A 13,085-nucleotide genomic window follows, 5' to 3' on the forward strand; every position below is an offset into this window, starting at 1 on the left:
ATTGACACTTGAGGGGCGGGTTATGCCCTTCTTTTTTGGCGTCCAACTCGCCCCATCGGGGCGAATGGTTTGTGTCGATTGTTGGCATTTTAGGTTCCGATTTAAAGCCGATTGAGCAGCGATTTTGAAGCGACTATGTCGATTGCAGGCCGATTTGGTGACGATTACGGTTATGTTGCCAAGAATCGGTGTTTGTTTGACGATAAAACGCTTTACGTTCGATATGCGCTAGATTTTCAATAGTGGGTGAAATGCGGGCAGGATGGGTGAAGTTAGCTAACCGGCAAGCCGGTTATCTATCTTCACTGTCCCTTATTCGCGCCGGGGGCACTCAACGGGAATCCTGCCCTGCGGGGCTGATCGGCTACCGCCGGTTGCAAGAGTATAGGTCTTGCTATTTTTAATATCTTTGATAGCATGGTTGTCGGGTACACCAAAAGGGTATTGATATGGCAAATGTGCTTATCAGGAATTTACCCGCCGAGGTGCACCGTGCGTTGAAAGTTCGAGCAGCGCTCAACGATAGGAGCACCGACGCGGAAATACGCGAAATACTGACGGCGGCAGTACAGCCGCTAGAGCTTGAAGAGATTGGCCGGGAAGTTGGCTTGTCCGAAAGCGATAAAAAAACAGAGTAGTTTTACGTTTGTAAGTCCGGGCCTCAGCGCCAAGGGCAATACCGATCAGCTAGTGGCGTAGCTCTTCGATGAAACGTTGCCGAGAACAAGCACAACGCTTGGTCAAGGCAATGCCTTCTTTTCATCGACGGAGTACGACCATGAAGTCCAAAATTTTAGCGGCTAAAAAAACCGCTCTAGCCGTTGCACTCGCAACCGGCTTTATCACCACTACCACCGCCCCTGTGCAAGCTGGTATCCCCGTCATCGACGGCGGCAACCTGGCCCAGAACATCATGACGGCCATCGAGTCGGTGGCGCAGACGCTCAAGCAGATTGAGCAGTACCAGACCCAGTTGCAGCAGTACGAAAATCAGCTCCAGAACACGATGGCCCCAGCCGCGTATATCTGGGATCAGGCGCAGACTACGATCAACCGGCTGATTGCCGCGCAAAACACGCTGGCCTATTACGAGAACCAGCTAGGCAGCCTGGATCGTTACCTGGCCAAGTTTCAGGACGTGGCCTATTACCGCAGCTCGCCATGCTTCAACGGCAGCGGCGGATGCACGCCGGCCGAAAAGGCAGCGATGGAAGAGAACCGCCGCCTGGCGTCAGAGTCGCAAAAGAAGGCCAACGATGCCCTGTTCCAGACCGTTGCCGACCAGCAAAAGGCTTTGAAGGATGACGCCCGTACCCTGGAGCGGCTGCAAGGCGCGGCCCAGGGTGCAACTGGCCAGCTACAGGCCATCGGCTACGCCAACCAGCTCGCCAGCCAGCAGGCCAATCAGCTCTTGCAGATTCGCACCATGTTGACCGCCCAACACAACGCGGAGGCAGCCCGGATTGCAGCAGAACTCGATGCCGAGGCGCGAGGTGATGCCAGGGCCGAGCAAATGCGTACCTGGACGTTTCGCCCGAGTCCGGCAGACAACTACTAGGGAGGCGGTGAGATGAAAAAAATCTTTTTTACTACCGCGGCTACGTTGCTGTTGTTGGCTGGATGTGAACAGGAAAGGATGCCCGAACCAAATGCGGCGACGTGTGCCCCCGATGCGTTCCAGGCAGCACTGAATGAAATGCGCAGCGAAGCGAACCGAGAGGCCTTTACCGAGGAATGCAGAGCATTCCAGAAGGCCAAGCAGATGCGTCAGTGGGAGTTCAAGCCCAGCCCTAAAGATGATTATTGAGGTGGTCGCCATGAGAAAGAAAATTGCTCTAGGTGGCTTGATGATGGTCGCCACAATGGTGCTGGCTGAACCTGCAATGGCGCAGGAGCTAAGTAGCAGCGGTGTTATGAATGATGTGCTCAAGCGTTTTCATGATGCTGCCGCAACATGGGGGCCAGCTATTGAGTCCGCTGCATCGCGTTTGTTCTGGACGCTGGTTGTGATTTCGATGGTCTGGACATTCGGCATGATGGCTTTGCGCAAGGCCGACATTGGCGAGTTCTTCGCGGAGTTCGTTCGCTTCACGATCTTCACCGGCTTTTTCTGGTGGTTGCTGACGAATGCGAACCAGGGCATGAATATCGCCGGTACGATTGTTCAGTCATTGCAAACTCTGGGCGCGCAGGCGGGGGGACTTTCCAATAGCAATCTTGGGCCCTCCAGCATCCTTGATCTTGGTTTCGAGTTATACAACCGCACAGTACAGGCCACCTCGGAGCTGGGATGGCGGCAGATGGCAACTGCTCTGGTCATGGAGCTAATGGCCCTGGCTGTTTTGTTTGTCCTGGCGTTGATTGCGGTCAACCTGTTGCTGTTGCTCGCATCAGCCTGGATTCTGTTGTATGCCGGTGTGTTCTTCCTTGGCTTTGGTGGAAGTCGTTGGACTTCCGACATGGCGATCAATTACTACAAGACCGTGCTGGGCCTGGCCGCACAGCTTATGGCAATGGTGCTTCTGGTTGCGATTGGCAAAGAGTTCATCAATCACTACTACACGCAAATCAGCGAGAACATGGCATCCCAGGAACTGGCCGTGATGTTGGTTATATCGGTCATCTTGCTTTTCTTGGTCAACAAAGTTCCGCCGATGATTTCTGGTCTTGTGTCTGGTGGTGGTATTGGCGCAGCCGGTGGAATTGGAAACTTCGGTGCGGGTGCGGCAGTTGGGGCGGCGGTGACGGCGGCCAGTATGGCAACTGGCGGCGCTGCCCTGGCAGGTAAAGCGGTTATGGGTGCCGCAGCCGGTGCAGCCGGAGGTGCAAGTGCACTCCAAGCGGCTTTTCAGAAAGCATCAGCGAGTATGGAAACCGGCGGTGACATGTCCAGCATGGGGTCAGTTGTCAGCAGTGGCGGAAACGGTGGTGGTGAAGCGGGTACTGCTGGCAGTAGCCCATTCGCCCAAGCGGCTGGCTTTGGTGACAGCGGCAGTAGCTCAAGCGGTGGCGGCTTTGCCAAGGCCGCGAAGCTGGCCACAGGCACGGCCTCCGAGTTAGCCAAGGGTGTCGGCTCTCAAGTGAAGCAGGGATTCCAGGAGCGAGTGAGCGAAACCACAGGCGGAAAACTGGCTGCTTCGATACGCGAAAGCATGGAGCCGAAAGAAGCAAGCCAATCTGGCCAGTTCGAGGGCAATAGCTTGGGCGCCGATTCTGGCCCAGATAGTAACGAAGTCAGGAGTTAGCACGATGACGACATCAACATACATGGCCGCATTGGCGGCCCTGGATGAAGCGCCAAGGGAAGAAGTCAGCCAGGTATTTATTTCGCCGCTGGGTGATCAATCGACCGAGGTCGATGCAGAGACAGAAACAGCCGCTTTTGTATCACGGCCAGACCCTATGAGAGAGAGCGAAACTAAGCCGATAAGTATTGAGGTTAATGGCGGCAGGAATGAGCGGTCAGCATTCGCGGAGGCGGCGGGGCTGTACCTGTAGGCGCACCGGGCTGGCCACAACCAGCCCGGCACTTTCAATCAACACCTACTGGAGAGGTGAATTATGACAACACAACATATTATCGAACCAGGGCAAGCAGTGCATCAAGCAGCGGCTATTCTTTCTTCTTTGGAGTACATCAACCAAGCGGAAGCGCGGAGCCTTGGGCCATTGGCCGAAGCCGTCGCTAATGCTTTTATGGTGGTGTACTACCAAGCTGAAACGGGCCGGGCGACACAGGCTGATTTTCAAGAAGCAATGAACGCCTTGCGCCAAGCGTGCAGCTAATGACGAAAGGGCGGCCACTCGAACTGGCCGCCTTTTTCAATCTTCACTGTTTGGCCATTCCCGACCCACAGACGGCGCATCCATCCATTCGCGTTCCTCCGGCGGCAGCGGGTAAGCCCCGGATGCTTCCGCGTCGGCCAGTAGTTCGGCCAGTGTGTAGCGCACCCGACCAGTGGAAACGGCGCGGGCCGGGTCGGCCTTCTCATGCAGCCTGTTCTCTAGGTTCTTTGGGTCTGTCATCGGGCGACCTCAGCAAGCATGGATACTAGGTGTTCCAGGTCAGTGATCGAATGCGCCAGGAAGCGGCCGGCGCGGCAATCTGCAATCATTTCCTCAGTTTTTTCCTACTCATGTTCAACCTCGTTCGTACCAGCTCTTCGAGCGATTCACCACGCGCACGACCAGCAGCATCACCGGCACTTCGACCAGGACGCCGACCACGGTTGCCAATGCAGCGCCGGAGTGCAGACCGAACAAGCTGATGGCGGCCGCCACGGCCAGCTCGAAGAAGTTGCTGGCACCGATCAGGGCCGAAGGACAGGCGACAGAGTGCTTTTCCCCCGCCCGCTTGTTCAGCCAGTAGGCTAACCCGGAATTGAAGAACACTTGAATCAAGATCGGCACGGCTAGCATGGCGATCACTAACGGCTGCCGGATGATGGCCTCGCCCTGGAAGGCGAACAGTAGAACCAACGTCAGCAGCAGCGCGGCCATCGACCACGGCCCGATCTTCTGCATGGCCCGTTCAAAGGCGGCCTGTCCTTGCTTGAGCAGATGCCGCCGCAAGAGCTGCGCCAGGATCACCGGCACGATGATGTAGAGCACGACCGAAATCAGCAGCGTGTCCCAAGGCACCGAGATCGAGGACATGCCCAGCAGCAGGCCGACGATGGGCGCGAAGGCCACGATCATGATGGCGTCGTTCAGAGCCACTTGCGAGAGCGTGAAAAGCGGGTCGCCGTTGGTAAGGCGGCTCCACACGAACACCATTGCCGTGCAGGGCGCGGCGGCCAGCAAGATCAAGCCCGCGATGTAGCTGTCCAGTTGATCGGCCGGCAGGAACGGAGCGAACACTTGTCGGATGAACAGCCACCCCAGCAGGGCCATCGAGAATGGCTTGACGGCCCAATTCACGAACAGCGTGACGCCGATGCCGCGCCAATGCTCTTTGACCTGGTGCAGCGCCCCGAAGTCGATCTTGACCAGCATCGGGACGATCATTACCCAAATCAGCAGGCCCACCGGCAAATTGACCTGGGCCACTTCCATGCGGCCTATGGCCTGGAACACGTCAGGAAGGCCCTGGCCGAGCGCAACACCGGCGACGATGCACAGGGCCACCCACAGCGTCAGGTAACGCTCGAAGCCGCTCATCGGGGCCTGGCGCGGCTTCGCGGCGATGGCCTGTGCGCCGGCGCTCATGCTTCCTGCTCGGTCTTGCCGATGTTCGCCAGCTCGCGCTTGATGGCCGTCTGGTCAAGCATTTTGAGAGGCAGATTCACGAACAGGCGGACGCGGTTCATCATGTGCCGGAAGGTTTGTTCGAAGGCCCGGCGCTTCTCGGCGTCAGTGCCTTCGACGGCGGCCGGGTCTTCAAATCCCCAATGCGCCGAGATCGGCTGACCAGGCCACACCGGACACATTTCGCCGGCGGCGTTGTCGCAGACGGTGATGATGAAGTCCATCTTCGGTGCGTCGGGCGTGGCGTACTCGTCCCAGCTCTTGCTGCGCAGATTCTCGGTCGGGTAATTCACCGACTCCACCTTTTCGACGGCGAAGGGATTGACCTTGCCGGTTGGGTGACTGCCGGCGCTGTAGGCGCGGAAGCGCCCTTGCCCCATCGTGTTGATGAGAGCTTCGGCCATGATGCTGCGCGCCGAATTGCCGGTGCAGAGGATGAGGACGTTATAGATTCTTTCGGTCATGATGTTTCGCTTTCTGGTAGTGGCTGGGGAGCAATGGCGATGGATGAAAGATCGGTGGCCTCGTCGATGACGTGGCCGGCCGCTTTCCGTTCGGAATAGCGGTCTGTCAGTGCTTCACGGTGCGGCCGTACCAGCGCCGTGAAGCGCACCAGTTCTTCCATCACATCGGCTATTCGGTCGTAGTACGGCGAGGGCTTCATGCGGCCCGCCGCGTCGAACTCTTGGAACGCTTTGGCGATACTCGACTGGTTCGGAATGGTGAACATTCGCATCCAGCGGCCGAGCAGACGCAAGGTGTTCACGGCGTTGAAGCTCTGCGAGCCGCCGGATACCTGCATCACGGCCAGGGTGCGGCCTTGGGTCGGCCGGATGCCGGCCATTTCAAGCGGCAGATGGTCAATCTGCGCCTTCATGACACTGGTAATCTGACCGTGGCGTTCCGGGCTGCACCAGACTTGTCCCTCTGACCACTCGGACAGGGCGCGCAGCTCCTTGACGGCCGGGTGATCGTCGCTTTGCACTTGATCGGGCAACGGCAAATCGGACGGGTCGAAGATGCGTGTTTCTGCGCCAAAGAATTGCAGCAGCCGGGCCGCTTCCTCGACGGCCAGCCGTGAGAACGAGCGGGCGCGCAGCGAGCCATACAGCAGCAGGATACGCACCGGCGGGGCGTCGGGTGCCAGCCCGAGCGCCGGGCGCTCGATGGCAAAGGATTTGTCCAAAGCGGGCAAAGAATCGGGGTCGGAAAGATGGCGAAGTCTCATGCCAACACCTTCCCGGCTTCCGTGGTGCAAGACAGGTTGCACACCTGGCCGCCGCAGCAGTTTTCCGTGAGAAAGGCCACCAGGTTAGTGGCCGTCGAAAAGTTCGCCTCGTAGATCACAAATCGGCCTTCTTGCCGCGACGTGACCATGCCGGCGTGTGCCAGCTCTTTCAGGTGGAAGGATAGCGAAGACGGCGGGATGCCGGCCGCTTCGCTGATTTTTCCGGCGGCCATGCCGGCGGGGCCGGCCTGGACGAGAAGCCGGAACACCGCGAGGCGCGATTCTTGAGCGATGGCCGCCAGGGCGGCTACAGCATTTATCGTTTCCATGTTTCAATAATAGTCGAAATATGGAGTGTGCTCAATAGCTCATTTAAGCTGTAAAAATGAGCTAGGCGCATTTAGATCGATATGTGATAAATTGGCCTGCCAGTTTAAGATGGGTGCATTTGAGTATGCCCAAAGGAGCCCGCAAGTATGCGCAGGACGAAGCCAGTAGCCGCGCCGATGGTGGCGCGGGTCTATCTGCGCGTCAGCACCGACGCGCAGGACTTGGAACGCCAAGAGGCGATCACTACGGCCGCGAAGGCCGCCGGCTACTACGTCGCCGGCATCTACCGTGAGAAGGCATCCGGCGCACGCGCCGACCGGCCTGAGCTGCTGCGCATGATCGGCGACCTACAGCCCGGCGAGGTGGTCATTGCCGAGAAGATCGACCGCATCAGCCGCCTACCTTTGCCCGAGGCCGAGCGCCTGGTGGCCTCGATACAGGCCAAAGGCGCACGCCTGGCCGTCCCTGGCGTGGTCGATCTATCCGACCTGGCGGCCGAGGCCCAGGGCGTCGCCAAGATCGTGCTGGAAGCCGTGCAGATCATGCTTTTTCGCCTGGCCTTGCAGATGGCCCGCGACGACTACGAGGACAGGCGCGAACGCCAGCGCCAAGGCATTGAGTTGGCCCGCCAGGCCGGGCGGTACAAGGGCCGCCGTGCTGATCCGAAGCGCCGCGCCCAAGTTGTCGCGCTGCGCAAGTCCGGCTACAGCATCAACAAGACCGCCGAGCTGGCCGGGTACAGTGCGGCCCAGGTGAAACGGATATGGGCCGAGGTCAGCCAGGCCGAAGCGAAGCAGCACGGCGCGTTCGTGGAGGACGCATTGACGGAAGCCGATGCCCTGGCCGCTGTCGGCCAGGATGAGCGCCAGGAGGAAAGGGCATGAAGAAGCCGAACCAAGACGACGAGCCGTTTTTCATCACCGAGGAGATTGCGGCCGAAATGATCGCCGGCGGCTATGAGTTCGAGCTGCCGCCCATTCCTTGCACCATCCGCCTACGCGACGTGCTGGAGCGCATGACCGATGCTGAGCTAGCATTGCAGCCGGGCGAGATCGCCGACCAGGAGCGTGAACGCTGCCGGCGCAAGCCGTGTTCAACCTCATGATCTGGTCATGGTATTTTTCATGGCACTGAGCCTGATAGTTCTTGCAAATTGTTGTCACTAAAGGGTTTTGTGTGCTTGTTTACAATCGAGTGGGAGTGACGGGCACTGGCTGGCAATGTCTAGCAACGGCAGGCATTTCGGCTGAGGGTAAAAGAACTTTCCGCTAAGCGATAGACTGTATGTAAACACAGTATTGCAAGGACGCGGAACATGCCTCATGTGGCGGCCAGGACGGCCAGCCGGGATCGGGATACTGGTCGTTACCAGAGCCACCGACCCGAGCAAACCCTTCTCTATCAGATCGTTGACGAGTATTACCCGGCATTCGCTGCGCTTATGGCAGAGCAGGGAAAGGAATTGCCGGGCTATGTGCAACGGGAATTTGAAGAATTTCTCCAATGCGGGCGGCTGGAGCATGGCTTTCTACGGGTTCGCTGCGAGTCTTGCCACGCCGAGCACCTGGTCGCTTTCAGCTGTAAGCGTCGCGGTTTCTGCCCGAGCTGTGGGGCGCGGCGGATGGCCGAAAGTGCCGCCTTGCTGGTTGATGAAGTACTGCCTGAACAACCCATGCGTCAGTGGGTGTTGAGCTTCCCGTTTCAGCTGCGTTTCCTGTTTGCCAGCCGGCCCGAGATCATGGGGTGGGTGCTGGGCATCGTTTACCGCGTCATTGCCACGCACCTGGTCAAGAAAGCGGGCCATACCCACCAAGTGGCCAAGACGGGCGCGGTCACCCTGATCCAGCGTTTTGGATCGGCGCTCAATCTGAATGTTCACTTCCACATGCTGTTTCTCGACGGTGTGTATGTCGAGCAATCCCACGGCTCAGCGCGTTTCCGCTGGGTCAAGGCGCCGACCAGCCCAGAGCTCACCCAGCTGACGCACACCATCGCCCACCGGGTGGGTCGCTATCTGGAACGGCAAGGCCTGCTGGAACGGGATGTCGAAAACAGCTATCTGGCCTCGGATGCGGTGGATGACGACCCGATGACACCCCTGCTGGGGCACTCGATCACTTACCGTATCGCTGTCGGTTCACAGGCGGGGCGAAAGGTGTTCACTTTGCAAACTCTGCCGACCAGTGGTGATCCGTTCGGTGACGGGATTGGCAAGGTAGCCGGGTCCAGCCTGCACGCCGGCGTGGCGGCCAGGGCCGATGAACGCAAGAAGCTCGAACGGCTGTGCCGGTACATCAGCCGCCCGGCGGTATCCGAGAAGCGGCTGTCGTTAACACGAGGCGGCAACGTGCGCTACCAGCTCAAGACGCCGTACCGGGACGGCACCACGCACGTCATTTTCGAACCATTGGATTTCATTGCAAGGCTGGCCGCCCTGGTACCGAAGCCCAGAGTCAACCTAACCCGCTTCCACGGGGTGTTCGCACCCAACAGTCGGCACCGGGCGTTGGTCACGCCGGCAAAACGGGGCAGGGGCAACAAGGTCAGGGTGGCTGATGAACCGGCAACACCAGCACAACGGCGAGCGTCGATGACATGGGCGCAACGGCTCAAGCGTGTTTTCAATATCGACATCGAGACCTGCAGCGGCTGCGGCGGCGCCATGAAAGTCATCGCCTGCATTGAAGACCCTATAGTGATCAAGCAGATCCTTGATCACCTGAAGCACAAAGCCGAAACCAGCGGGACCAGGGCGTTACCCGAAAGCCGGGCGCCACCGGCTGAGCTGCTCCTGGGTCTGTTTGACTGACGAGCCTGAAGGCCAACGATACCAATCAAAATGCTGCGTTCACAGCGCCGCGGCAGGGATCCGCCGTGCTGGTTGTCGGAAAAGGAGCCGCTAGTGGGAAAGAGGAGGGTAAATTTTCAGCGTTGCTGGCTCCCCGTCAGCCGGATTGGGTTGCATCGCAGGGGTGTCGAAAGAGTCAACTGCGGTCCAAAGCTGTTGGACTTGGGTGAAAAGGGCGTTTATTCTTCCTATACGTTGTCGGCAGCGGGCCAAAAAGGAATACGTCCATGCCCATCGAGGTGAAACCGGCTGTGAGCGCGGGTTCAAGCATATAGCCCGACAGGCGCGTATCCTTGCCGATCACGACACGATGGCGGTGGTCACCGCGACGAAAGACACGGCCAGCCGCCATGCCGACGCGCAAGGCGGTTTCCGCCGTCATCGCGCCTTCGTTGGCTTTGCCACGAATACCGTCTGTGCCGAAATATTTGCGCACCATAAGGTCGATTATCCTGTCGTCGGGTCGCCCTCAAAGGGGACATGCCTGCTGAACCGCGAATATAGAGAAATATCCCGAATGTGCAGTTAACGAATTCTTGCGGTTTCTTTCAGCGCCGCCAATACCGCCAGCCCGTCGCGCAAGGGGCGCGGCTCGTGTGTGCGGATGAAGTCAGCTCCACCTGCGGCGGCGGCAAGCTCTGCAGCGAGTGTCGCGGCCCCGACATCCCCCGGACCACGGCCTGTGAGCGCGCGCAGAAAGGATTTGCGCGAAACAGACAGAAGCACCGGCAAATCGAAGCGCAGCCGCAATTCATCGAACCGCGCCAGCACCGAGAGCGAGGTTTCGGGAGCAGCCCCCAGAAAAAACCCCATGCCGGGATCAAGGACAAGGCGGTTGCGTTTGATACCGGCACCCGTCAGCGCCGCGATGCGCGCGTCAAAGAACGCCGCAATGTGATCCATGATGTCGCCAGCGGGTGCCTCGCGCCGATCTGCCTGCCCGTCTTGCACCGAATGCATAACGACGAGTTTGGCAGATGATTTCGCCAATTGCGGATAGAACGCAGCGTCTGGAAAACCGCGAATATCATTGAGATAGGCCACACCACGCGACAAGGCATAGGCTTGCGTCGCGGGTTGATAACTGTCGAGCGAGACGGGAATGCCATCTGCCTTGAGCGCGTCCAGCACCGGCGCGATACGCGCGATTTCTGTGTCGGACGAAACAGGCGCGGCGTCGGGATTGCTGGATGCCGGACCGAGGTCGATCACATCTGCCCCCTCGGCCATCAGCTTACGCGCCTGCGCAATGGCTGCGTCTGGCGCCAGATACCGGCCTCCATCGGAGAAACTGTCCGAGGTTATGTTGACGATGCCGAAAATGATGAGCGATTTATTCATGGGGGCTTCTATAATAATAATCGAGCATGAGTCTCATACGGATGCTCGGGTCGAAAGGGAATCCCCAGGCGAGTAACCTGTTTGCGGTGATCCATTAGCTGCAGGAGCAGAAGAGCATACATCTGGAAGCAAAGCCAGGAAAGCGGCCTATGGAGCTGTGCGGCAGCGCTCAGTAGGCAATTTTTCAAAATATTGTTAAGCCTTTTCTGAGCATGGTATTTTTCATGGTATTACCAATTAGCAGGAAAATAAGCCATTGAATATAAAAGATAAAAATGTCTTGTTTACAATAGAGTGGGAATAAATAACGGCTCCGCAGGAGCTGGCGAGCTCAGGCATTAGAGCACATCGAAGCCCCTGATTTCAGGGGCTTTTTATTTCCAATTTAACGGCGATACCAGTGGCCGACGCAGTAAAGCACGAATTATTGATGGAAACGACTTTTCGCGATTATGCTTACTTATCGCGCAATCCAAAGAGATTATTGCTCTGTAAGCGACAGCGACAGCGACAGCGACAGCAACACCGCGCCTGTCGTCACAAGGGTATCTGGCGTTTAGATAAACAACAAATCAGTTTCACTGCTTTCTGCAGGGCCGCAGTGTGGTGCGCTTCTCGGGATCCGGTCAGTTCAATGACCCGGTGGCAGAAGTGACGGAACATGTAAAAAATGCCTTTTTGAACGCACGGATATGATACCGCGGATTTAGGAATGCTTGGGCCGTCTATGAAAAAGATGACTTGGATTCAAAATGCAATTGACCGTAAAGTTGCTGAAGTAAGTTCCGAAAAGAGAATATTATCAATCGCTCTTGCCAAAGCGGCAAGTCAGAGAAGTCTTCTGCTGACAGAGAACGAAATTCAACAACTGTCGTCTGCAATTCTAAGCGCAGAGGATGGAGCACTCGAAATTGATCTGGATCCGCTATGTGTTCTCGGCGCGACCGAAAGCGACAGGCAGGTGAACTTGCAAGCCCTCGTCGACGATATAACGAAGTCACTGCCTGAGGTCATGGATGATGTCATTTCTGCGGTAACCGAAGCGATACCAGAGGCGCTGGCTTCGGTAGCCAGGATATTTAGTGACCATATGTCCGAGCATCTGATCGAACATATGGCCGAGCTCAAACTGGCACATGAAGTCCGTTCCAAGGCAGTGCATCGTATCTGGGGTGATGTATTCGACCAACTGGATTTTTTGAGGCATCTTGCGCTGGAATGGGGGCATCATGCGCAGGACCTTCAGAGTGGTCCTTACAAGCAACCGAACACGGCATTTGCATTGAATCGACTCGTTGGCCGGGCCTATGAGATCGTCGGCGAGATCGTCGCTTTGACAAAAGCAGGATATGCGGATGGGGCACTGGCCCGGTGGCGTTCGCTTCACGAGCTTTGTGTAATCAGCATGTTCATAGCTAAGCAGCCGGATCGATGTGCCGAAATGTATTTGGCGCATCACCAGATCGAGGAATTGCGACTCTTGGAAATAGACAGGGCCAGTGGGACGGACAATGACCGCGACCGCGACCGTGATCGCTTTGTGGCGCACTTGCGCAGACAAAAAGTTCAATTGACTAGTAAATATGGATCGGCTTTTGGGGGAGATCTAGGGTGGGCGTCTATTGAGCTTGGCCGTGCCCGGACAACGTTTAGAGAGCTGGAGAGCCTTGTAGGACTCGATATTCTAAGGCGTGGCTATCAGCGAGCAAACAGTACGGTTCATGGTGGAGCGCTGGCCACGCTGACGCGGATAAGTGTTGAAGTAAGTGGAGCCGATAGCACAGTTGTTCCTGCAGCATATGGCTGTGAAGTCGCAGCACACTATACGACCGCATCGTTATCGATGCTGGTCGCTGAACTTTGTCTCACGACGGAGAATGCCGACTTGATCACCATGAGCATCGTGATGCAAAACCATGCATCCAAAATTTGTGAGCAGATAGCGAAGGCACAACGTGGGATGTCTGCCCAAACGCCGCGCGCAAAAATACTGATGCGCAAGGCATCACAGCGTCAATCTGCATCAGAACGTAGCAAGACTCGCGGAATGCGCCGGGGTGTACGTGCACAGGGTACAAAGTGAAAACAGAT

Annotated in this window: 16 protein-coding genes and 1 pseudogene; 10 read left to right on the forward strand and 7 right to left on the reverse strand. The window is 57.5% G+C overall.

All coding sequences use genetic code 11. From position 1 onward, the window contains the following. Positions 1 to 449: 449 nt before the first annotated feature. The 6 genes from QPK31_RS18670 (at position 450) to QPK31_RS18695 (ending at position 3,786) form a co-directional block, all read left to right on the forward strand. Positions 450 to 638, forward strand: coding sequence for a stabilization protein (locus QPK31_RS18670; protein ID WP_000024442.1), 189 nt, complete (start codon positions 450 to 452; stop codon positions 636 to 638). 140 nt (positions 639 to 778) lie between these two features. Further along, the gene (gene trbJ, locus QPK31_RS18675) at positions 779 to 1,558 is read left to right on the forward strand and encodes a P-type conjugative transfer protein TrbJ (RefSeq protein ID WP_000836966.1); all 780 of its coding nucleotides are present in this window, start codon (positions 779 to 781) and stop codon (positions 1,556 to 1,558) included. A gap of 12 nt (positions 1,559 to 1,570) precedes the next feature. After that, positions 1,571 to 1,807 (forward strand): entry exclusion lipoprotein TrbK, encoded by a 237-nt coding sequence (gene trbK, locus QPK31_RS18680; RefSeq protein ID WP_000718002.1) that lies wholly within the window; start codon positions 1,571 to 1,573, stop codon positions 1,805 to 1,807. A gap of 10 nt (positions 1,808 to 1,817) precedes the next feature. After that, the gene (gene trbL, locus QPK31_RS18685; protein ID WP_001405816.1) at positions 1,818 to 3,245 is read left to right on the forward strand and encodes a P-type conjugative transfer protein TrbL; all 1,428 of its coding nucleotides are present in this window, start codon (positions 1,818 to 1,820) and stop codon (positions 3,243 to 3,245) included. A gap of 4 nt (positions 3,246 to 3,249) precedes the next feature. After that, on the forward strand, positions 3,250 to 3,498 hold the full coding sequence (locus tag QPK31_RS18690; RefSeq protein WP_000213809.1) for a hypothetical protein: 249 nt from the start codon (positions 3,250 to 3,252) through the stop codon (positions 3,496 to 3,498). A 63-nt stretch (positions 3,499 to 3,561) separates the two neighbouring features. Further along, entirely contained in the window at positions 3,562 to 3,786 is a 225-nt protein-coding gene (locus tag QPK31_RS18695; protein WP_000211355.1) for a type I toxin-antitoxin system ptaRNA1 family toxin, read from the forward strand. 36 nt (positions 3,787 to 3,822) lie between these two features. Here QPK31_RS18695 and QPK31_RS18700 read toward each other — a convergent pair whose 3' ends face one another. The 5 genes from QPK31_RS18700 to QPK31_RS18720 all read right to left on the reverse strand — a co-directional run bounded on the left by QPK31_RS18700 (position 3,823) and on the right by QPK31_RS18720 (position 6,804). Next, positions 3,823 to 4,026 carry a hypothetical protein gene (locus QPK31_RS18700; protein ID WP_000131871.1) on the reverse strand — a complete coding sequence of 68 codons (204 nt, stop codon included), beginning with the start codon at positions 4,024 to 4,026 and terminating at the stop codon, positions 3,823 to 3,825. A 114-nt stretch (positions 4,027 to 4,140) separates the two neighbouring features. After that, complete coding sequence (arsB, locus tag QPK31_RS18705; RefSeq protein WP_001272375.1) at positions 4,141 to 5,208, reverse strand: ACR3 family arsenite efflux transporter; 1,068 nt, start codon at positions 5,206 to 5,208, stop codon at positions 4,141 to 4,143. Beyond that, positions 5,205 to 5,711, reverse strand: a complete 507-nt coding sequence (locus QPK31_RS18710; RefSeq protein WP_000140066.1) for an arsenate reductase ArsC — start codon at positions 5,709 to 5,711, stop codon at positions 5,205 to 5,207. The genes arsB and QPK31_RS18710 overlap by 4 nt, the downstream gene beginning before the upstream one ends. Continuing rightward, complete coding sequence (gene arsH, locus QPK31_RS18715) at positions 5,708 to 6,475, reverse strand: arsenical resistance protein ArsH (protein WP_001239389.1); 768 nt, start codon at positions 6,473 to 6,475, stop codon at positions 5,708 to 5,710. The genes QPK31_RS18710 and arsH overlap by 4 nt, the downstream gene beginning before the upstream one ends. Next, positions 6,472 to 6,804, reverse strand: coding sequence for a helix-turn-helix transcriptional regulator (locus tag QPK31_RS18720; protein ID WP_000447876.1), 333 nt, complete (start codon positions 6,802 to 6,804; stop codon positions 6,472 to 6,474). The genes arsH and QPK31_RS18720 overlap by 4 nt, the downstream gene beginning before the upstream one ends. 147 nt (positions 6,805 to 6,951) lie before the next feature. Here QPK31_RS18720 and QPK31_RS18725 point away from each other — a divergent pair, with 147 nt between their 5' ends. The 3 genes from QPK31_RS18725 to QPK31_RS18735 all read left to right on the forward strand — a co-directional run bounded on the left by QPK31_RS18725 (position 6,952) and on the right by QPK31_RS18735 (position 9,614). After that, positions 6,952 to 7,689, forward strand: coding sequence for a recombinase family protein (locus QPK31_RS18725; protein ID WP_001366550.1), 738 nt, complete (start codon positions 6,952 to 6,954; stop codon positions 7,687 to 7,689). Continuing rightward, positions 7,686 to 7,910 carry a hypothetical protein gene (locus QPK31_RS18730; protein ID WP_000743213.1) on the forward strand — a complete coding sequence of 75 codons (225 nt, stop codon included), beginning with the start codon at positions 7,686 to 7,688 and terminating at the stop codon, positions 7,908 to 7,910. The genes QPK31_RS18725 and QPK31_RS18730 overlap by 4 nt, the downstream gene beginning before the upstream one ends. 210 nt (positions 7,911 to 8,120) lie before the next feature. Beyond that, positions 8,121 to 9,614: an IS91-like element ISVsa3 family transposase gene (locus QPK31_RS18735; RefSeq protein WP_001120888.1), complete on the forward strand. Its 1,494-nt coding sequence runs from the start codon at positions 8,121 to 8,123 to the stop codon at positions 9,612 to 9,614. Positions 9,615 to 9,849: 235 nt separating this feature from the next. Here QPK31_RS18735 and glmM read toward each other — a convergent pair. Then, a pseudogene (gene glmM / locus QPK31_RS18740) lies at positions 9,850 to 10,092 on the reverse strand (phosphoglucosamine mutase); the annotation flags it as partial. Between the two features lie 86 nt (positions 10,093 to 10,178). Further along, a complete protein-coding gene (gene sul2, locus QPK31_RS18745) occupies positions 10,179 to 10,994 on the reverse strand; it encodes a sulfonamide-resistant dihydropteroate synthase Sul2 (protein WP_001043260.1) in 816 nt (271 codons plus the stop codon). Positions 10,995 to 11,721: 727 nt separating this feature from the next. On the opposite strand from sul2, the gene QPK31_RS18750 reads away from it, so the two are divergent. Further along, positions 11,722 to 13,077, forward strand: coding sequence for a DUF5677 domain-containing protein (locus QPK31_RS18750; RefSeq protein ID WP_290424398.1), 1,356 nt, complete (start codon positions 11,722 to 11,724; stop codon positions 13,075 to 13,077). Positions 13,078 to 13,085: the final 8 nt, after the last annotated feature.

It is taken from the genome of Massilia sp. YIM B02769, assembly GCF_030411995.1.
Taxonomy (GTDB): Bacteria; Pseudomonadota; Gammaproteobacteria; order Burkholderiales; family Burkholderiaceae_D; genus Telluria.